The organism is Nocardiopsis sp. NPDC058631 (genome assembly GCF_042716955.1).
In the GTDB taxonomy this organism is placed as follows: domain Bacteria; phylum Actinomycetota; class Actinomycetes; order Streptosporangiales; family Streptosporangiaceae; genus Nocardiopsis.
In genome coordinates, this window is sequence record NZ_JBHXQY010000042.1 from 33,204 (window position 1) to 52,754 (window position 19,551).

Below are 19,551 nucleotides of genomic sequence, written 5' to 3' on the forward strand. Positions count from 1 at the left end.
AGGACCTGCTGCCCGCCGTCCTCGGCGGCACGGTCCGGCGCGTCCGCTGCAGTCGGGACGAGGGGGCAGGCCACAGCCATGGCGAGAAGCACCGGGCCGGACGGGGAGGCGCAGCGCCCACCCCGGGTGGTCGCGCTGGGCGGAGGGCACGGCCTGCACGCCTCCCTCTCCGCTCTGCGAAGGGTGACCACCGACGTGACGGCGGTCGTCACGGTCGCCGACGACGGTGGTTCCAGCGGTCGGCTCCGGCAGGAGCTGGGCGTCCTCCCCCCCGGTGACCTGCGCATGGCGCTCGCCGCCCTGTGCGGGGACGACGAGTGGGGCCACACCTGGAGTCAGGTGCTCCAGCACCGGTTCAGCTCGGAGGGCGATCTGCACGGCCACGCCGTCGGCAACCTGCTCATCGTGGCCCTGTGGGAACTCCTGGGCGACTCCGTGGCCGGACTGGACTGGGTCGGCCAGCTGCTCGGCGCCCACGGTCGCGTCCTGCCGATGTCGTCGGTGCCGCTCGACATCGCCGCCGAGGTGTCGGGGGTGGACCCGGAACGCCCCGACGAGCTGACGACCGTGCGCGGCCAGGTGGCGTGCGCCAGCACCAGCGGCCGGGTGCGCTCCATCTCCCTGATCCCCGAGTGCCCGCCCGCGAGCCCGCAGGCGGTCAAGGCGGTGCGCGAGGCCGACTGGATCGTGTTCGGCCCCGGTTCGTGGTTCACCAGCGTGCTCCCGCACCTGCTGGTCCCCGACCTGGCCCACGCCCTGGTCACCACCCGTGCCCGGCGCCTGGTGACCCTCAACCTGTCGCCGCAGCGCGGCGAGACCGACGACTTCCGTCCCGAGACCTACCTGGAGGTCCTGCACGAGCACGCCCCCAAGCTGGGGGTGGACGTGGTCCTGGCCGACCGGGGCACCGTGGAGGACGCCGCACCGCTGCGGGCGGCCACGAGGGAGCTGGGCGGGCGCCTGGAACTGGGTGACCTGTCGTGCTCCGACGGCAGCCCGCGCCACGACGCCGAGCGGCTGGCGGAGGCCTTCGAGCGGATCCTGGTCGACTGACGGGTTCGCCGCGGCACGCACCGGGGAAGACCGGCGTCATGGCTGATCAGAACGTGTACCTCGAACGCGTCTACGACGAGGTGCGGGCGCGGGGAGCGCAGGACGCACAGGAGCCGCCGCCGGGAACCCGCTTCCTCGTGGACCGCCTGTGGCCGCGCGGGGTGGGCAAGGAGTCCATGGAGGGCGTCCGGTGGGTGAAGGAGGCCGCGCCGAGCCCCGGGCTGCGCACGTGGTTCGGCCACGACCCGGCGCGCTTCCGCGAGTTCGCCGAGCGCTACCGGGCGGAGCTGGACTCCCGGCCGGAGGCGCTCTCACCCCTCCTCGACGCCGCCCGCCGCGGCCCGGTCACCCTCCTGTACGCCGCGAAGGACAGCGAGCACAACCACGCCGTCGTCCTGCGCGACCACCTGGAGGAGGCGCTCCGACCAGGGGCGGGGGGCAATTGACCGCACACCCGCACGAACGCAGACAGCGCCGCGCCCCGGGGCCAGGGTGAAGGGGCGACACGCCGTCCGGGGGTCGGTACCGAGCGTCGCGTAACGTAGTCTGCCTCGGAGAAAGTCCCCCGTGGCCAGGCCTCGAGGGACGCACCCCGGTACCGAGCGCGCGGTGCCGGGCCGGGTTGTTCCAAGGGGGAGGATCGCAGCGATGGCGATGACCGGCGTGGTGAAGGATGAGTTGAGCCGTCTGGCCATTCTCAAGCCATGCTGCCGCAAGGCGGAGGTGTCCACCATCCTGCGTTTCACCGGGGGACTGCACCTGGTGGGCGGGCGGATCGTGATCGAGGCCGAACTCGACACGGGTGCGGCCGCACGGCGCCTGCGCAAGGACATCTCGGAGGTGTTCGGCCACGAGTCCGAGGTGGTCGTGCTGTCCCCGAGCGGACTGCGCAAGGGCAACCGGTACGTGGTGCGGGTGATCAAGGAAGGCGAGTCCCTGGCCCGGCAGACGGGCCTGGTGGACAACAACGGCCGCCCGGTGCGCGGCCTGCCCCGGCACGTGGTGGCCGGCGGGGCCTGTGACTCCGAGTCGGCGTGGCGGGGCGCGTTCATCGCGCACGGCTCGCTGACCGAGCCGGGGCGGTCGATGTCCCTGGAGGTCACCTGCCCCGGGCCGGAGGCCGCGCTGGCGCTGGTGGGCGCCGCACGGCGCCTCAAGGTGCACGCCAAGGCGCGGGAGGTGCGCGGTGTGGACCGGGTGGTGGTCCGCGACGGCGACTCCATCGGTGCCCTGCTGACGCTGCTGGGCGCGCACCAGAGCGTGCTGGCGTGGGAGGAGCGCCGGATGCGCCGGGAGGTGCGGGCGACCGCGAACCGCCTGGCCAACTTCGACGACGCCAACCTGCGGCGCAGCGCGCGGGCGGCGGTCGCGGCCGGAGCGCGCGTGGAGCGGGCCCTGGAGATCCTGGGGGAGGAGGCGCCCAAGCACCTCGTCGCCGCGGGCCAGCTGCGCCTGGCGCACAAGCAGGCGTCGCTGGAGGAGCTGGGCCAGCTGTCCGTGCCCCCGCTGACCAAGGACGCCATCGCCGGCCGCATCCGCAGGCTCCTGGCGATGGCCGACAAGCGGGCCGGCGACCTGGGCATCGAGGGCACCGAGGCCAACCTCACTCCGGACATGCTCGTCCCCTGACCGGCGGGCGGGGCCGCAAGGGGAAGCAACAGGCCCGCAACAGGGATGTTCGGCTTTGTTAACTGGGAAAACTCCCGGATAACTTCCGAAAATGGTATAGACCTCTTGGCTTTGCGGTGTCAGGATGGTCGCGAACCCGCGAGGGGCGGCGGGTCGCTGGACGCGGGGTCGGAACGGCTCCCCGTCGACATTCCGCTAGGCTCTTTGTGAACACCTGTTATGCGTTCACGCTGTTCAACACGGTTGGATCGGGCTGTACCAGCCCGTATTCCCCGGAGTGTGGAACGCGCGGGTGAAATGATGTGCGACATATGAGGAGATTGGTTCCGTGACCATCCGTGTAGGCGTCAACGGCTTCGGTCGGATCGGCCGCAACTTCTGGCGCGCGGTCGCCGCCGGCGGCAGCGACATCGAAATCGTCGCGGTCAACGACCTCACCGACACCAAGACGCTCGCGCACCTGCTCAAGTACGACACCGTGCTCGGCACCCTCGACGGCGACGTCGAGGTCGGTGACGGCTTCATCCGCGTCGGCGACAAGAACATCAAGGTCCTCGCCGAGCGCGACCCGGCCCAGCTGCCCTGGTCCGACCTCGGTGTGGACGTCGTCATCGAGTCCACCGGCCGCTTCACCAAGGCCGAGGACGCGAAGAAGCACATCGCCGCCGGTGCCAAGAAGGTCATCATCTCCGCGCCCGCCAAGGGCGAGGACCTGACCGTGGTGATGGGCGTCAACGACGACAAGTACGACCCCGCGAGCCACCACGTCATCTCCAACGCCTCCTGCACCACCAACTGCGTGGCGCCCATGGCGAAGGTCCTCCTGGACAGCTTCGGCATCGTCCAGGGCCTGATGACCACGGTGCACGCGTACACCAACGACCAGGTCATCCTGGACTTCCCGCACTCGGACCTGCGCCGCGCCCGCGCCGCCGCGCAGAACATCATCCCGACCACCACCGGTGCCGCCAAGGCCACCGCCCTGGTGATCCCCGAGCTCGCCGGCAAGCTGGACGGCATCGCCATGCGCGTCCCCGTCCCGGACGGCTCCGCCACCGACCTGGTCGTCACCCTGGAGCGCCCGGCCACCAAGGACGAGGTCAACGCCGCGTTCAAGGCCGCCGCCGAGGGCCCCCTCAAGGACGTCCTGGTCTACACCGAGGACGAGATCGTCTCCTCCGACATCGTCGGCACCGCGCCCTCCTGCACCTTCGACTCGAAGATGACGCTGGTCGCGGGCAACCAGGTCAAGATCCTCGGCTGGTACGACAACGAGTGGGGCTACTCCAACCGCCTGGCCGACCTGGCCAAGCTGGTCGGCTCCAGCCTGTAACGCCACGGCCCCATGGCCACCGGCGCGTGAGACGGCACCCCTTCGCCCGCAGTGCGCGCGGAGGGGTGCCGTCGTGAGCGCCGCCCGGGTCACCGTCCGGGACAGAGCAGACCCACACCCCAACGAGGAGACCAGCATGCGGACGATCGACGACCTCGACGTCTCCGGTAAACGCGTGTTCGTCCGGGCCGACCTGAACGTGCCCCTGGACGGCGACCGCATCACCGACGACGGTCGCATCCGCGCGGCCCTGCCGACCATCGACAAGCTCCGTGAGCGCGGCGCCCGCGTCATCGTCGCCGCCCACCTGGGCCGCCCCAAGGGCGCCCCGGACCCCCGCTACTCCCTGCGCCCGGTCGCCGCCCGCCTGGGCGAACTGCTCGGCACCGAGGTGGCCTTCGCCGCCGACACCGCCGGCGAGTCCGCCCGGGCGACCGCCGACTCCCTCGCGGACGGCCAGGTCGCCCTGCTGGAGAACGTGCGCTTCGAGCCGGGGGAGACCAGCAAGGACGACGCCGAGCGCGGCGATCTCGCCGACCGCTTCGCACGCCTGGCCGACCTGTACGTCGGCGACGCCTTCGGTGCCGTGCACCGCAAGCACGCCAGCGTCTACGACCTCCCCGGCAAGCTCCCCCACGCCGTCGGCGGGCTCGTCCTGACCGAGGTCGAGGTCCTGCGCAAGCTCACCGCGGACCCCCAGCGCCCCTACGCCGTGGTCCTGGGCGGCTCCAAGGTCTCCGACAAGCTCGGCGTCATCGACAACCTCCTGGGCGCTGCCGACCGCATCCTCATCGGCGGCGGGATGGTCTTCACGTTCCTCAAGGCCAAGGGCTACGAGGTCGGGTCCAGCCTGCTGGAGGCCGACCAGCTCGACACCGTGCGCGGCTACCTGGAGCGCGCCGAGCGCGAGGGCGTGGAGATCGTCCTGCCCGTCGACGTCGTCGCCGCCGAGAAGTTCGCCGCCGACGCCCCGCACGCCCCGGTCGACGTCGAGGCCATCCCCGCCGACCGGATGGGCCTGGACATCGGCCCGAGGAGCCAGGAGCTCTTCGCCGGGAAGCTGGCCGACGCCAGGACCGTGTTCTGGAACGGCCCCATGGGGGTCTTCGAGATGCAGCCCTACGCCGACGGCACCCGTGCCCTGGCCCAGGCCCTGATCGACTCCGGCGCGTTCACCGTGGTCGGCGGCGGTGACTCCGCGGCGGCCGTGCGCGCGCTCGGATTCGACGAGGCCGCCTTCGGCCACATCTCCACCGGCGGAGGCGCCAGCCTGGAGTACCTGGAGGGCAAGGACCTTCCCGGTATCGACGCGCTCAGGTAGGACCGGGGCCCGGAAAAGCCCCGGGGCGCCCCGGTCGTCCACCGACCCCCGACCTCTCCCAGACAGGAAGAACGAACATGGCCAAGCGCCTGCCGCTCATCGCCGGCAACTGGAAGATGAACAACAACCACCTGGAGGCCATCGCGCTCGTCCAGAAGCTGGCGTTCGGGCTGAACGACAAGGACTACGACAACGCCGAGGTCGTCGTCCTCGCGCCGTTCACCGACCTGCGCAGCGTCCAGACCCTCGTCGACGGCGACAAGCTCAAGATCGGGTACGGCGCGCAGGACGTCTCCGCGCACGACAAGGGCGCCTACACCGGGGAGATCTCCGGTTCGATGCTGGCCAAGCTGGACTGCTCCTACGTGCTGGCCGGCCACTCCGAGCGCCGCGAGTACCACAACGAGGACGACGCCCTGGTCAACGCCAAGGTGAAGGCCGCCTACCGGCACGGCATCGTGCCGATCCTGTGCGTGGGGGAGGGCCTGGAGGTCCGCAAGGCGGGCCGTCAGGTCGAGCACGTCCTGGCCCAGCTGGACGGCGCCCTCAAGGAGGTCACGGCGGAGCAGGCCGAGCGGATCGTGGTCGCGTACGAGCCGGTGTGGGCCATCGGCACCGGTGAGGTCGCCACCCCAGAGGACGCCCAGGAGGTGTGCTCGGCGATCCGCACCCGTCTGGCGGAGCTGTACTCGCCCGAGGTCGCGGGCGCCGTGCGCGTGCTCTACGGCGGTTCGGTCAAGGGCGACAACGCTCCCGGCATCATGGCCAAGGACGACGTCGACGGCGCCCTGGTCGGCGGCGCGTGCCTCAAGGCCGACGAGTTCGTCAAGGTGATCCGCTTCGGCGACAAGTAGTCGCCGATCGTCTCGTGCCGTCCCGCCCGTCACCCTTCGATGTCGAATGGTGACGGGCGGAGTGCCCGACAGGTCCCCGGGTCGGGCTAGACTTCGCTGTGGGGCTCTCCGTGCCTCGCGGTTTCCCCACCCGTGCCGCCTGGGCACGGTAAAATCCGAAATTGTCCCCGGTCTCCTCCTTCCCCTTCTCCGCACAGGCCCGGTGCCGCGGTACCGCCGCTGGTGTGGGTGGGAAATGGGGGATCGAGGTTTCCATCCCCCCGCTGCGGGGTCGAGCTACGGGTGAGCGTGTGATCCTCGGTCTGTCCATCTTCGTGATGCTTCTCAGCGTGCTGTTGATCCTCCTGGTGCTCCTGCACAAGGGCAAGGGCGGCGGCCTCTCCGACATGTTCGGCGGTGGCGTCACGTCCTCGCTCGGCGGATCCTCGGTGGTCGAACGCAACCTGGACCGGATGACCATCGTCATCTCGGTGGCGTGGATCCTCTCGATCGTCGTCCTCGGCCTGCTGATCAACCGGGGAATGTGATCCGCGACCCGCGGAGCGCCCCCAGTCCACAGTCAAGCTCGCCCGATCATCCGGTGGGCCAGTTCGCTGAAGGAGTTTTTCGTGGGTAGTGGCAGTGCCATCCGTGGCAGCCGTGTCGGAGCCGGCCCGATGGGCGAGGCGGAGCGGGGCGAGGCAGCCCCGCGCGTGCGGGTTCCGTTCTACTGCGCGAACCTGCACGAGGTCGTGCCCAGTTTCGCGAGCGAAGCTCTGGTTCCCGACGAGTGGGACTGCCCGCGTTGCGGCTTCCCCGCGGGCAAGGACAAGGCGAACCCCCCGTCACCGCCGCGCACCGAGCCCTACAAGACCCACCTGGCGTACGTGAAGGAGCGCCGCAGCGAGGAGGAGGGCAAGCTCATCCTGAACGAGGCCCTCGCCAAGCTGCGTGCCGACCGCGCCGCGGTCGAGGCCCACATGAGGGCCGCCGCACAGAACTAGGGGTCCCGAAGACCTTCTGGAAGGGGCCCGTCGCGACGGGCCCCTTCCGGCATCTACGGGGACCTCCCCGGGGGCCGGGGGCGGGCCGACGCCCCCCGCGCGCGCAGGCTGCCGGACATCACCGAAGGCGTGCGCGAAAAAGCAGAGAGTGCCGATTTTCGGGGCGCGGTGGCGAAAACCCCCTCTCATACATGAAGAAGGGTACGAACTCTCTCAATCGCGGGACTGATGTGGCTGGTGAGGCATAAAGTGATCGGCACGCACACCCCCGAACCCCCTTGAGGAGATGGTGTCGATGTCAGCGTGCCCTAGCGGTGGGGACCACGACTGGATTCTCGGCGACGATCGCAAGTTCGAGTGCGCCAAGTGCGGAGCTCAGAGCGCCCGGCGGTTCTGAGCCCCGGGGCCGGGCTGCACGGTTCCGCGCCCGGCGAGCCCGCCCTTCTCCATGGCGCGCCAGGTCACCGGCTCTCCCAGCGTCTCGGCCACCCCCTTGGCCCAGCGCTCCAGGGGAGCGAACTGCTCCGGCCCCTCCGGAAGCACGGTGCGACCCTGGTAGGACATGCCGTCGAGAACGATGATCTCGCCGTTGAGCCGCAGCTCGGTCTCGTACTCGTTCGCGTTCGGCCTCATGAACCGGACTGTAGCGGGCGGCTGCCCCGGTCGTCCGGACTTTGGCGGGATTGGCCGGGCGCGGCCACCGTCGGAACCCCAGGGGTACCGCCGCACCGAGCACACGAAAGAGTTGGAAGAATGGGGGGATGGCCTCCCCCGAAAACGCGGACGTCCCCGCTCCCGTGCCGGGCGTCCCCTCGGACCTGACACAGCCCTCCGGCGGCGTATCGCACCTGCGCCGGTACGTCAGCCTGCGCGGCCCCAACACGCGGATGTGGATGACCGCGGCGTACTTCTCGGGCGCCCTCACCCTGGGCTTCCTGGTGGTCCTGGGGTCCATGCTCTGGCACGTGCTGCGCGAGGAGGCGACCGTCGGCTCGGTCTCCCTGTGGGCGGCCGCGGGCCTGACCATGCTTTTCATCGGCCCCGGCAGCAACCTCCTCCTGGTACGGGGGCTGCCCCAGCGCATCACCCGCCAGGGCATCAGCGCCGACAGCGACGGCGTCACGGTCCTCCAGGAGCGCAAGTGGTGGTTCCCGGGCGAGGGGACGTTCATCGCGTGGCCGGAGATCCGCCGCGTCCGCGAGGTGCACACCGGTGGACGCCGGCTGACGTACTTCATCGAGTTCGTGCTGGACACCCACCGCACCGAAACCGAGCTCCCGAGCTGGGCCGAGACCGCCGAGAGCCTCGGACTGGAACCGGTGGCCGCGCCCACGCAGTTCTACGTGCAGGTGCCCGCGGAGCACAAGGAGAAAATCCTGAGGATGGTGGAGCGCACCGCGCCGCTGCCCTCGGTCGTGGTGCGGACCCCGCCGCTGGTGGGCTGACCGGAAACGTTGCCGGTATGGCGTGAGGGGCGGGGCCGCGAACCCTTCCGGTCACCGCACTAGTGTGAGGCGCGCCCGTCCAGCCGCCGGGTCAGTTCCGCGGCCGCGTCGCGCGCCCTCCCCGCGAGGGCCTGCGGGGTGACGGGCCGCGCACCGGGCACCGTCAGGCTGATCGCCGCGGCGGGGCGGCCGTTGTGGTCCGAGGCCGCCGCGGCCACCGACACGAACCCCTCGGTGACCTGGCCGTCCTCGATGGACCAGCCCTGGCGCCGCTCCTCCTCCAGGACCCGGCGCAGCTCCCCGGGGGTGGCGGGCCCGCGCCCGGTGCGGTCGGTGAACGCCGCCGTGTCCGGGTAGAGGGCACGCACCTGGGCACGGGGCAGGCGCGCCAGCATCGCCCGCCCCGACGCGGTCAGGTGCGCGGGGAGGCGCACCCCCACCCCGGTGATCAGCGGCGCGGCGTGCGGGGGCTGCTCCTTGAGCAGGTACAGGGTGTCGGCACCGTGCAGCACGCCCAGGTGGGCGGTCGCACCGGTGCTCTCGGTGAGCTGGTGCAGGAGGGGGCGCGCCAGCCGCTCCACGCCGTCGTGGCGCAGGTAGGCCGAGCCGATCTCGAAGGCCGCCACCCCGAGGCCCCAGCGGCGCTCCTCCGGGAGGTGGGTCACGAACCCCTCCTCCGCCATGGCCTCCAGCAGCTGGTAGACGCTGGAGCGCGGGACACCGAGCTCGGCGGCGATCGCCGCGGCCGACACCGGCCCGGGGCGCGTCGCCAGGAAGCGGAGCAGCCGCAGGGCGCGGGTCGCCGCCGGAACGAGGCTCATGCGCCGATTGTGCCACGCGGCCCCCACGGGCGCCGGTCGAGCACATCCGCAGCCGCAGGAGCCGGGCCGCGTGGGGGCGGCCCCGCCGGCGTCGCCGTCCGCAGCGGAGGGGGCCGGTGCCGCGCAGTCTGACATACCAGACGGAACCGCCGTGTCAGCGCTTCACCGGCGGCCTCCCGAGGGGTCCAATGGGTGCATGTCCACGCCAGTCCCTTCCGTCGTCGTCGGTGGTGCCCCTCTCACCCCGGCCCAGGTCCTCGACGTCGCGCGCCACGGCGCCCGCGTCACCCTCTCCGAGGAGTCCCGCAAGGCCGTCAGGCACGGCCGCGAACGGGTCGAGTCCCTCGCCCGCGGTGAGGTCCCCGCCTACGGGGTCAGCACGGGGTTCGGCGCGCTCGCCACACGCCACATCGCCCCCGACCTGCGGGCCCGCCTCCAGCGGTCGCTCATCCGCTCCCACGCGGCGGGAACCGGGCCCGAGGTCGAGCGCGAGGTCACACGCGCCCTCATGCTCCTGCGCCTGCGCACCCTGGCCTCCGGCAGCACCGGCGTCGGGACCGCCACCGTCGAGACCCTCGCCGCCCTGCTCAACGCCGGGATCACCCCGGTCGTCCACGAGTACGGCAGCCTGGGCTGTTCCGGAGACCTGGCGCCGCTGGCGCACGTCGCTCTCGCCCTGATGGGCGAGGGCACCGTGCACGACGCCGCCGGGGAGGCCAAACCCGCCTTCACCGCCCTGCACGAGGCCGGGATCCGACCGGTGGAGCTGGGGGCCAAGGAGGGCCTGGCGCTCATCAACGGCACCGACGGCATGCTCGGCATGCTCGTCATGGCCTGCCTGGACCTGGAACGGCTGCTCAAGGTCGCCGACATCACCGCCGCGATGAGCGTCGAGGCACTGCTGGGCACCGACCGGGTGTTCGCCGACGAGCTCCAGCGGCTGCGCCCGCACCCCGGACAGGCCGCCTCCGCCGCCAACCTGCGCGCCATGCTCGCCGGCTCCCCGATCGTCGCCTCCCACCGCGGCCCCGACTGCAACCGGGTCCAGGACGCCTACTCGCTGCGCTGCGCCCCCCAGGTGGCGGGAGCGGCCCGCGACACCCTCGCCCACGCCCTCCTCGTGGCCGGGCGCGAACTCGACAGCGTCATCGACAACCCGGTCGTGCTCGACGACGGGCGGATCGAGTCCAACGGCAACTTCCACGGCGCGCCCGTGGCCTACGTGCTCGACTTCCTGGCCATCGCGGTCGCCGACACCGCGTCCATCGCGGAGCGGCGCACCGACCGCATGCTCGACGTGTCCCGGTCCCACGGGCTGCCCGCCTTCCTCGCCGACGACCCCGGCGTGGACTCCGGCCACATGATCGCCCAGTACACGCAGGCCGCCATCGTCTCCGAACTCAAGCGCCTGGCCGTGCCCGCCAGCGTCGACTCCATCCCCAGCTCCGCCATGCAGGAGGACCACGTGTCCATGGGCTGGTCGGCCGCCCGCAAGCTGCGTCGCGCCGTGGACGGCCTGACCAGCGTGCTCGCGGTGGAGCTGCTCACCGCCGCCCGCGCACTGGACCTGCGTTCGCCCCTGGAGCCCGGCCCGGCCACCGGCGCCGTCCTGCGCGCCCTCCGGGAGAGGGTCGACGGCCCCGGCCCCGACCGCCACCTGGCCCCGGAGATCGCCGCGGCCACGGCCATGGTCGCCGACGGCTCCGCGGTCGGGGCAGCGGAGTCCGTCACCACGCTCGTCTGACCCCGGGGCGGGTACAGCCCCGGGCCGCCGGCCCACCACGAACGAGGAGCCCCGCATGAGCACCCCGCGCACCGTCCGCGCCGCACGCGGCACCACCCTGTCCGCGAAGGGCTGGCCCCAGGAGGCCGCCCTGCGCATGTTCCACAACAACCTCGACCCCGAGGTCGCCGAGCACCCCGAGGAGCTGGTGGTCTACGGCGGTACGGGCAAGGCCGCGCGGGACTGGCGCAGCTTCGACCGCATCACCGCCTCCCTGCGCGACCTGGAGGGGGACGAGACACTCCTCGTGCAGTCCGGGCGACCGGTCGGCATCATGCGCACGCACGAGTGGGCGCCGCGCGTGCTGATCGCCAACAGCAACCTCGTGGGGGACTGGGCGAACTGGCCCGAGTTCCGCCGCCTGGAGGCCAGGGGCCTGACCATGTACGGGCAGATGACCGCCGGCTCGTGGATCTACATCGGTACCCAGGGCATCCTCCAGGGCACCTACGAGACCTTCGCCGCGGTCGCCGCCAAGCTCGGCGGCGCGGCCGGCGGCAGCGGCGGCACGCTCGCCGGCACGATCACCCTCACCGCGGGCCTCGGCGGAATGGGAGGCGCCCAGCCGCTCGCCGTCACCATGAACGAGGGCGTGGCGATCGTGGTCGAGTGCGACGGCAGCCGCATCGACCGCCGTATCGAGCACCGCTACCTCGACGTGCGCGCCGACAGCCTCGACCACGCCCTCGACCTCGCCGTACGGGCGCGGGACGAGCGCCGCCCGCTGTCGATCGGCGTGCTCGGCAACGCCGCCGAGGTGTTCCCCGAACTGCTCGCCCGCGGCGCCCCGATCGACATCGTCACCGACCAGACCTCCGCCCACGACCCGCTCTCCTACCTGCCCGTGGGCGTCCGCGTCGACGACTGGAAGGCCCTGGCGTCCGCGAAGCCCGAGGAGTTCACCCTCCGGGCGCGCGAGTCCATGGCCGCCCACGTGGAGGCCATGGTCGGCTTCCTCGACGCCGGCGCCGAGGTGTTCGACTACGGCAACTCCATCCGCGACGAGGCGCGTGAGGGCGGGTTCACCCGGGCGTTCGACTTCCCCGGGTTCGTGCCCGCCTACATCCGGCCGCTCTTCTGTGAGGGCCGCGGACCGTTCCGCTGGGCGGCGCTGTCCGGCGACCCCGCCGACATCGCGCGCACCGACCGGGCCGTCCTCGACCTGTTCCCCGACAACGAGCACCTGGCCCGGTGGATCCGCCTGGCGGGGGAGCGGGTCGCCTTCCAGGGGCTCCCCGCCCGCATCTGCTGGCTCGGCCAGGGCGAGCGCGCCGCCGCCGGGCAGCGGTTCAACGAGCTGGTCGCCTCCGGCGAGATCTCCGCTCCGCTGGCCATCGGCCGGGACCACCTGGACACGGGCTCCGTGGCCTCCCCCTACCGCGAGACCGAGGCCATGAGGGACGGCTCCGACGCCATCGCCGACTGGCCGCTCCTCAACGCCCTCGTCAACACCTCCTCCGGCGCCTCCTGGGTGTCCGTCCACCAAGGCGGAGGCGTGGGCATGGGCCGATCCCTCCACGCGGGACAGGTCAGCGTCGCCGACGGCACGGAACTGGCCGCGGCCAAACTGGAGCGGGTGCTCACCAACGACCCGGCCACGGGGATCGTCCGCCACGTGGACGCCGGGTACGTGGAGGCCGAGCGCGTCGCCGCCGCACACGGCATCCGAGTCCCCATGAAGGAGGGCGAGTGAGCTTCGACCGCTTGTGGGCCGACCTGGCGCCCGTGGGACGCGACGCCGGCAGCGGCGGCTACCACCGCCACACCTGGGCCGGCGCCGACACCGACGCCCGCGCCTGGTTCACGGAGGCCGCGACCGCGCGCGGGCTCGACGTGCGCGCCGACCGCAACGGCAACCTCTGGGCCTGGTGGGGCACCCCCGGGCCGGGGGCCGTGGCCACCGGGTCCCACCTGGACTCGGTACCCGACGGAGGAGCCTTCGACGGGCCGCTCGGGGTGGCCGCCGCGCTGGCCGCCGTCGACGAGCTGCGCCGGCGCGGGATCACGCCGGCCCGGCCGCTGGCGGTCACGGTGTTCGCCGAGGAGGAGGGCGGCCGGTTCGGCGTCCCCTGCCTCGGCAGCAGGCTGAGCGCCGGGGAGATCTCCCCCGAACGCGCCCGCGGCCTCACCGACGCGTCCGGCGTCACCTGGGGGCAGGCGATGGAGGCCGCCGGGCACGACCCGCTGGCGCTCGGCGCCGACCCCGGGGCGCTCGCCGACCTGGACGTGTTCGTGGAGCTGCACGTCGAACAGGGGCGCGCCCTGGAGGACACCGCGCACCCGGTGGGCGTGGCGGGCGCGATCTGGCCGCACGGGCGCTGGCGCATGGACTTCACCGGTCGCGCCGACCACGCCGGGACCACGCGGCTGGAGGACCGCAGCGACCCCATGCTGCCGTTCGCGCACGCGATCCTGGCCGCCCGTTCCCTCGCCGAGGAGCACGGCGCCCGTGCCACCGTCGCCCGGGGCCTGATCGCCCCCAACGGGACCAACGCCATTCCGTCCGCTGTCAGCGCGTGGCTGGACGCCCGAGCCGCCGACCCCGGGACGCTGGACGCCGTCGTGGCCGGGGTCCGCGAGGCGGCGGCGGGCGCCGCACGCGACCACGGCGTGGGCTACGCGATGACCGGTGAGTCCCTCACCCCCCTGGTCGGGTTCGCCCGCGGTCTGCGCGACCGCCTGGCCGCCGTGGTCGCCACCCGGGCCCCGGACCCGCGCGTACCGGTGCTCCCCACCGGTGCCGGGCACGACGCGGGTGTGCTCGCCGCGCACGTGCCCACCGCGATGCTGTACGTGCGCAACCCGACCGGGGTGTCCCACTCCCCGCGGGAGTACGCCCGGCCCGACGACTGCCACGCCGGTGTGCTCGCCCTGGCCGACGTCCTCCAGGACCTCCTCGCCGACCCCGTCCGCACGGTCGGTGCAGGGTGACCGGCGGGGGAGCCGCGGCGGACCGCCCCTCCGGCGCGGGGCGCGGTCCCGCGCCGCGCCGCGTGTGGTGCGAGTGGGCGTGGACCGGCACCGGGGACGGGGCCCCCGCCCACGGGGTGCTCGTCGAGATCTCCCACGGGCGGATCACCTCCGTGGCCGCCGGCACCCGGGCGCCCGCCGACGCCGAGACCCTCACCGGGCTCACCCTGCCCGGGTTGGCCAACGCCCACTCACACGCCTTCCACAGGGCGCTGCGCGGACGCACCCACACCGGCGGCGGATCCTTCTGGACCTGGCGCGAGGCCATGTACCGCGTCGCCGACCGGCTCGACCCCGACACCTACTTGCGGCTGGCCAGGGCCGCCTACGCCGAGATGGCCCTGGCGGGCGTCACCTGTGTGGGCGAGTTCCACTACCTCCACCACGCCCCCGGCGGCGCCCGCTACGCCGACCCCAACGCCATGGGTGCGGCCCTGGCCGGGGCGGCGGCCGACGCCGGGGTCCGGATCACCCTGCTGGACGTGTGCTACCTGTCCGGCGGACCGGACGCCCGCGGGGTCCACCAGCCGCTGGAGGGACCCCAGAGGCGTTTCGGCGACGGCGACGCCGACCGGTGGGCCGACAGGGTCGCCCGGTTCGCCCCGGGCGGGGAGCACGTGCTGGTGGGCGCGGCAGCCCACTCGGTCCGGGCCGTCCCGGCCGCGCAGCTGCCCGACGTCGCCGCGTTCGCCGCCGACCGCGCCGCGCCCCTGCACGTCCACGTGTCCGAGCAGCCGGCCGAGAACACGGCCTGCCTGGGCGCCTACGGCCGCACCCCCACCCGGGTGCTGTCCGACGCGGGGGCGCTCACCCCGCGCACCAGCCTCGTCCATGCCACCCACCTCACCGACGACGACGTCGAGGACGTCCGGCTCTCCGGGGCCACCGTGTGCCTGTGCCCCACCACGGAGCGGGATCTGGCCGACGGGCTGCCCCGCACCGGCGACCTGCTGCCCGCCCCGCTCAGCCTGGGCACCGACCAGCACGTCCAGACCGACCTGTTCGAGGAGGCCCGGGCGGTCGAACTCCACGAGCGCCTGCGCACCCACCGGCGCGGCACCCTGGGCACCGGGGCGCTCCTGCGCGCGGCCACCGCCCACGGGCACGCCTCCCTGGGCTGGGCGGACGCGGGCACGCTGTGTACCGGGGCGCGGGCCGACCTGGTCAACGTCCCCCTGGGCGGCGTGCGGCTGGCCGGGGCCGACCCGGCGCGCGCCACCGACGCCGTGGTCTTCGCCGCCTCCGCCGCCGACGTGCGCCACGTGATGGCCGACGGCCGGTGGACCGTCCGCGACGGCGTCCACACACTCGTGCCCGACACCGCGCACGAACTCGACACGGTGATCAAGGAGATCCACTGATGGCCGACGCGCCGGAGAGCATCCTCATCGACGACATCGCCACCCTGGTCACCAACGACCCGTCCCGGGGCCGTGGCGCGGTGGGCGAGATCCCGGACGCCGCCCTGGTGGTCGAGGGCGGCCGGGTGGCCTGGGCCGGCCCCCGCGCACAGGCGCCCGACGCCGACGCGAGGGTCGACGCGGCGGGGCGCTGCGTCCTCCCCGGGTTCGTGGACAGCCACTCCCACATCGTGTTCGCGGGGGACCGCAGCCGCGAGTTCGCCGCGCGGATGAGCGGGCGCCCCTACTCCGCGGGCGGCATCCGCACCACCGTCGCCGCCACACGTGAGGCCTCCGACGCCGACCTGCTCGTGGGGGCCGAACGGCTCGTGGGCGAGGCCCGCGCCCAGGGCACGACCACCCTGGAGGTCAAGTCCGGGTACGGCCTCACCATTCGCGACGAGGAGCGCAGCCTGGCCGTCGCCGCCAGGGTCACCGACGAGGTGACCTTCCTCGGCGCGCACGTGGTCGCCCCCGAGTACGCGGACGACCCCGACGGCTACCTCGACCTGGTCACCGGTCCCATGCTGGACGCGTGCGCGCCCCACGCGAGGTGGGTCGACGTCTTCTGCGAGCGCGGCGCCTTCGACGAGGACGCCTCCCGGCGCGTCCTCACCGCCGGGATGGAGCGCGGACTGCTGCCCCGGGTGCACGGGAACCAGCTGGGGGAGGGGCCCGGCGTCCGGCTGGGCGTCGAGCTCGGCGCCGCCTCCGTGGACCACTGCACCCACCTCTCCTCCGCCGACGTGGACGCCCTGGCCGAGGCGGCCCGGCGTCCGCGGCCCACGGTCGCCACCCTGCTGCCGGGTGTGGACTTCTCCACCCGCCAGCCCTACCCGGACGCCCGCGCCCTCATCGACGCCGGGGCGGTCGTCGCCCTGGCCGGCGACTGCAACCCGGGTTCGTGCTTCACCTCCAGCCTGGCCTTCTGCATAGCCCTCGCCGTCCGCGACATGGGCATGACCCCGGACGAGGCGGTGTGGGCGGCGACGGCGGGGGGCGCGCGGGCCCTGCGGCGCACCGACGTCGGCCACCTCGCCCCGGGTGCGCGCGCGGACCTCACCCTGCTCGACGCCCCCAACCACATCTACCTGGCCTACCGTCCCGGTGTCCCGCAGGTCGCGGCGGTCTGGAAGGACGGGGCACTGGTCGCCGGGCGGCCCTGACCCGGGCCCGCGCCGGATGACGGCGTAGGACGCGGAGGCCGCCGGCGCCCCGCGAACCGGACACCGAACTCAACCGGCGGCTAACGTCCGCGAAACCTTCGCCGCCCACACTGGAGTCACGTCGGTGCGCGTCCCGCCGTCGCGGAACAGCGTCGTTCCGCGGCGGCGGGCGCACCTTCTCCCAGGGAGGGTCGCAGTGAGCCTTTGGCGGATCAGGACGGCTGTCGAGGACCGGCCGGGCGGACTCGCCGGGGTGGTCGACGCCCTCGCGCGGTGCGGCGGGAACATCGTCGGGCTCTCCCTCCACACGGACGTGTCCGGCGTGGTCGACGAGTTCGTCGTCGACATCCCGGGCGACCACGGCCCCGCGGTCCGCGCGCTCCGGGAGCACTGCCCCACCGGCACGGTCACGGCCGTCCCCGCCCAGAGGCGGGAGGTCGGTGACGACGTCACCCGTGCCCTCCTGCTCACCGCGCGGCTGCGGGCGCACCCCAACCGGCTTCCCGAGGCGCTGGCCGAGCTGCTGCTCGCGGACGAGGCCCGCTGGACCAACCTGACCCGTGTGGAGGGCACCGCCGACGCGGACCCGGGCACCACCATGCTGGTGCCCGTCGGACCGCTCCGCGGCGTCCTCGTGCGCCGGCGGTCGCACGCCTTCACCTGGACCGAGTCGAGCCGGGCCGACGCGCTGGTGCGCTCGGTGATGCCCTCGACGGGTCCGGTCCCCACGGACCGGACCATCCGTACGGCCGAGGGCGCCGGGCTGTCCCTGCGCCAGGTGCGCGAGATCGACGCGCCCGCGCTGAGCGACCTCCACCGGCGCTGCTCGGCGGAGACCGTGCGCAACCGCTACTTCGCGGGGATGGCGGAGCTGAGCCCCCACATGCTGCGGGTGTTCTGCGACCCCGGGCGCGGGCTCACCCTGGCGGTGCGCCCCCGGGGCGAGGAGGAGCCCGTCGCCCTCGGACACCTGATGTACACCCTCGACCCGGGGGTCGGCGAGATCGCCTTCCTGGTGGAGGACGCCTGGCAGGGGTGCGGGGTGGGAACCGCCCTGGCCCGCGCGCTGACCGTGATCGCCGCGGACTGGGGCCTGGCCGAGGTGCGGGCGGAGACCACGCTGGCCAACGCGGGGATGATGCGGATCATGCGCGGTCTCGGCGCGTCCGTACGGTTCCAGGGGGAGGGCGGCTCGTACGTGCACGCCCGGGTGCCGGTCGCCGAGGCGCTGCAGGGCGGACCGGGCGGACCCGCCAGGCGCGGCGGCAGGGTCGCCCGGCTGATGGGGCAGGACTGAGGGCGCCGACGCGCTCGGGCCGCGCGGACCGCGGTGAGGGGGCGCGCCCGGGGAGGGGCGCCACAAGGACGCGGGGGCGGCGACCACTGGGGGTGTCGCCGCCCCCGCTCGCGGTTGACGCGATGAGGCCTCTCCTGGGGCACGGGAGCCCGTCCCCCGGAAGTCTCCTGGTGCTACTCGTCGTCCGCGGCGTCGTCGCCGTTCCCGGCGTCCTCGGTGGAGGAGGCGGAGGAGGCGGAGGACTTCTTGGTGACGCGGCGCTTCTTCACCGGACGCGAGTAGTCGACGAGGGGCTCCATGCGGGACTCGTGCTCCTGGAAGCACTCGCCGCAGGCGTCGACCTCGCGGACGGCGCCGTCCCAGGCGAACTGGATGACCTCACTCGCCTCGACCTTCTCCTCGCGGACGGCGTGGGGATCGCAGTACTTGCGCGTGAAGACCTCGGTGACCACGGCGGGGATTTCCCTTCGGTATCGCGTGAATGTGCGGACCCCTTAATCATACACCTGTACGAACGCGGAAACCGGCTGAACGCCGGGGTTCCGTCATGGGTTCGGGGTCGCCCCGAAGCCTAGCGAAGACCGGCGACACATGCGCCAACGCGTGACCCGTGTGCCCCTGATGACCAGCGGGTCCGCGAGGGGGTGGAACCGGCTGTGATTCCGGTCGCCCGTGGCGCGGGGCGGTTCCGGATCCGCCGCGGCTCCGTGCGAAATGGCGTCGGGGTGATATGGGGCCGCGTGATCGACTTCCCTCTTCTTCGTCCGTTTCCCCGGGCCGGTGTTCCGAAATTCCGGAAGTCGATGTGCGAATTCGGTGAACGCGCAGTGGTGGGCGTGGCTAGGGTGTTGCCAATCCGGGACGAAGCGCCGAGTGGCGGCGATCCGTTCCGGACAATCCGGTGAGGGGAGCCCGTCAGGGCGCACCGGTGAATGGCGGGCGCCGTGGGGATCGGGGCCCGGTCGAGGAGCGGGGAGCATCGTGGTCGAGTACATGGAGGGCACGTACAGAAGGCGTGGCGGCGGAGGCCGGGGGGAGGCCTTCGGGGAGAGGGAGGGCAGGTCGGAGGCGGGTCGGCGCCGTGCGCGCGCGAATACGGCACACACGTTCGAGCGCATCTCGGTCGATCCGCGCTTCGTGAGGCTCCGAAGGAGATTCGCACTCCAGTCGGTTCTGCTGGTGTCGTCGTTCCTTCTCAGCTATCTGTCCTATCTGGTCCTGTCCGCGTACGCCCGCGGTTTCATGAGTATCGAGATCGTCGATTCGGTCAACGTGGCACTGGTCATGGGAATCGGGCAGTTCCTTCTCACGTTCGTGCTCGCCTGGGCGTTCGGCCGTTTCTCCGAGCGTGCGATCGACCCGCTCGCGGAGGAGATCCGGGACCGGGCCCGCGCCGACGGGGCCGGCGCCGGGACGGTGGTGCGCTGATGGCCGCCGCACCCGCGGGGGGAGTCGTGGGCGGTGCCGTCACGGGGTAGGGCACCGCCCACGTACAG

Annotated in this window: 19 protein-coding genes; 16 read left to right on the plus strand and 3 right to left on the minus strand. The window is 73.1% G+C overall.

What is annotated here, in order from left to right; translation table 11 throughout:
* Positions 1–78 precede the first annotated feature (78 nt).
* The 8 genes from yvcK to ACFWTE_RS15815 all read left to right on the plus strand — a co-directional run bounded on the left by yvcK (position 79) and on the right by ACFWTE_RS15815 (position 7,173).
* Positions 79–1,053 carry a uridine diphosphate-N-acetylglucosamine-binding protein YvcK gene (gene yvcK / locus ACFWTE_RS15780; RefSeq protein WP_378780124.1) on the plus strand — a complete coding sequence of 325 codons (975 nt, stop codon included), beginning with the start codon at positions 79–81 and terminating at the stop codon, positions 1,051–1,053.
* Between the two features lie 38 nt (positions 1,054–1,091).
* Entirely contained in the window at positions 1,092–1,499 is a 408-nt protein-coding gene (locus tag ACFWTE_RS15785; RefSeq protein ID WP_378780125.1) for a DUF488 domain-containing protein, read from the plus strand.
* A 202-nt stretch (positions 1,500–1,701) separates the two neighbouring features.
* Positions 1,702–2,682 carry a DNA-binding protein WhiA gene (whiA, locus tag ACFWTE_RS15790; RefSeq protein WP_378780126.1) on the plus strand — a complete coding sequence of 327 codons (981 nt, stop codon included), beginning with the start codon at positions 1,702–1,704 and terminating at the stop codon, positions 2,680–2,682.
* A 328-nt stretch (positions 2,683–3,010) separates the two neighbouring features.
* Entirely contained in the window at positions 3,011–4,015 is a 1,005-nt protein-coding gene (gene gap / locus ACFWTE_RS15795; protein ID WP_378780127.1) for a type I glyceraldehyde-3-phosphate dehydrogenase, read from the plus strand.
* A gap of 136 nt (positions 4,016–4,151) precedes the next feature.
* Positions 4,152–5,336, plus strand: a complete 1,185-nt coding sequence (locus ACFWTE_RS15800; protein WP_378780128.1) for a phosphoglycerate kinase — start codon at positions 4,152–4,154, stop codon at positions 5,334–5,336.
* 77 nt (positions 5,337–5,413) lie between these two features.
* On the plus strand, positions 5,414–6,190 hold the full coding sequence (gene tpiA, locus ACFWTE_RS15805) for a triose-phosphate isomerase (protein ID WP_378780129.1): 777 nt from the start codon (positions 5,414–5,416) through the stop codon (positions 6,188–6,190).
* 290 nt (positions 6,191–6,480) lie between these two features.
* Positions 6,481–6,717 carry a preprotein translocase subunit SecG gene (gene secG / locus ACFWTE_RS15810; RefSeq protein WP_378780130.1) on the plus strand — a complete coding sequence of 79 codons (237 nt, stop codon included), beginning with the start codon at positions 6,481–6,483 and terminating at the stop codon, positions 6,715–6,717.
* Between the two features lie 81 nt (positions 6,718–6,798).
* Positions 6,799–7,173, plus strand: a complete 375-nt coding sequence (locus ACFWTE_RS15815; protein WP_267948989.1) for an RNA polymerase-binding protein RbpA — start codon at positions 6,799–6,801, stop codon at positions 7,171–7,173.
* Positions 7,174–7,548: 375 nt separating this feature from the next.
* On the opposite strand, the gene ACFWTE_RS15820 is transcribed toward ACFWTE_RS15815, so the two are convergent.
* Positions 7,549–7,806 carry a hypothetical protein gene (locus tag ACFWTE_RS15820; protein ID WP_378780131.1) on the minus strand — a complete coding sequence of 86 codons (258 nt, stop codon included), beginning with the start codon at positions 7,804–7,806 and terminating at the stop codon, positions 7,549–7,551.
* Positions 7,807–7,934: 128 nt separating this feature from the next.
* Between ACFWTE_RS15820 and ACFWTE_RS15825 the strand changes: the two genes are divergently transcribed.
* Entirely contained in the window at positions 7,935–8,618 is a 684-nt protein-coding gene (locus tag ACFWTE_RS15825; RefSeq protein ID WP_378780132.1) for a hypothetical protein, read from the plus strand.
* A 59-nt stretch (positions 8,619–8,677) separates the two neighbouring features.
* Here the strand turns inward: ACFWTE_RS15825 and ACFWTE_RS15830 are convergent, their stop codons facing one another.
* On the minus strand, positions 8,678–9,439 hold the full coding sequence (locus tag ACFWTE_RS15830; protein ID WP_378780133.1) for an IclR family transcriptional regulator: 762 nt from the start codon (positions 9,437–9,439) through the stop codon (positions 8,678–8,680).
* Positions 9,440–9,635: 196 nt separating this feature from the next.
* Between ACFWTE_RS15830 and hutH the strand changes: the two genes are divergently transcribed.
* The 6 genes from hutH to ACFWTE_RS15860 all read left to right on the plus strand — a co-directional run bounded on the left by hutH (position 9,636) and on the right by ACFWTE_RS15860 (position 18,055).
* Positions 9,636–11,183, plus strand: a complete 1,548-nt coding sequence (hutH, locus tag ACFWTE_RS15835; protein ID WP_378780135.1) for a histidine ammonia-lyase — start codon at positions 9,636–9,638, stop codon at positions 11,181–11,183.
* Positions 11,184–11,238: 55 nt separating this feature from the next.
* Positions 11,239–12,915, plus strand: a complete 1,677-nt coding sequence (gene hutU, locus ACFWTE_RS15840) for a urocanate hydratase (RefSeq protein WP_378780136.1) — start codon at positions 11,239–11,241, stop codon at positions 12,913–12,915.
* Positions 12,912–14,153 (plus strand): allantoate amidohydrolase, encoded by a 1,242-nt coding sequence (locus ACFWTE_RS15845; RefSeq protein ID WP_378780138.1) that lies wholly within the window; start codon positions 12,912–12,914, stop codon positions 14,151–14,153. The genes hutU and ACFWTE_RS15845 overlap by 4 nt, the downstream gene beginning before the upstream one ends.
* Entirely contained in the window at positions 14,150–15,553 is a 1,404-nt protein-coding gene (locus ACFWTE_RS15850; protein ID WP_378780139.1) for a formimidoylglutamate deiminase, read from the plus strand. Before ACFWTE_RS15845 ends, ACFWTE_RS15850 begins: the two co-directional genes overlap by 4 nt.
* Positions 15,553–16,758 (plus strand): imidazolonepropionase, encoded by a 1,206-nt coding sequence (hutI, locus tag ACFWTE_RS15855; protein WP_378780140.1) that lies wholly within the window; start codon positions 15,553–15,555, stop codon positions 16,756–16,758. Before ACFWTE_RS15850 ends, hutI begins: the two co-directional genes overlap by 1 nt.
* Positions 16,759–16,954: 196 nt before the next feature.
* Positions 16,955–18,055 carry a GNAT family N-acetyltransferase gene (locus ACFWTE_RS15860; RefSeq protein WP_378780142.1) on the plus strand — a complete coding sequence of 367 codons (1,101 nt, stop codon included), beginning with the start codon at positions 16,955–16,957 and terminating at the stop codon, positions 18,053–18,055.
* 173 nt (positions 18,056–18,228) lie between these two features.
* Here the strand turns inward: ACFWTE_RS15860 and ACFWTE_RS15865 are convergent, their stop codons facing one another.
* On the minus strand, positions 18,229–18,507 hold the full coding sequence (locus tag ACFWTE_RS15865) for a hypothetical protein (RefSeq protein WP_378780143.1): 279 nt from the start codon (positions 18,505–18,507) through the stop codon (positions 18,229–18,231).
* A 529-nt stretch (positions 18,508–19,036) separates the two neighbouring features.
* Between ACFWTE_RS15865 and ACFWTE_RS15870 the strand changes: the two genes are divergently transcribed.
* On the plus strand, positions 19,037–19,483 hold the full coding sequence (locus ACFWTE_RS15870) for a DUF485 domain-containing protein (RefSeq protein ID WP_378780145.1): 447 nt from the start codon (positions 19,037–19,039) through the stop codon (positions 19,481–19,483).
* The last annotated feature ends 68 nt before the right edge of the window (positions 19,484–19,551 follow it).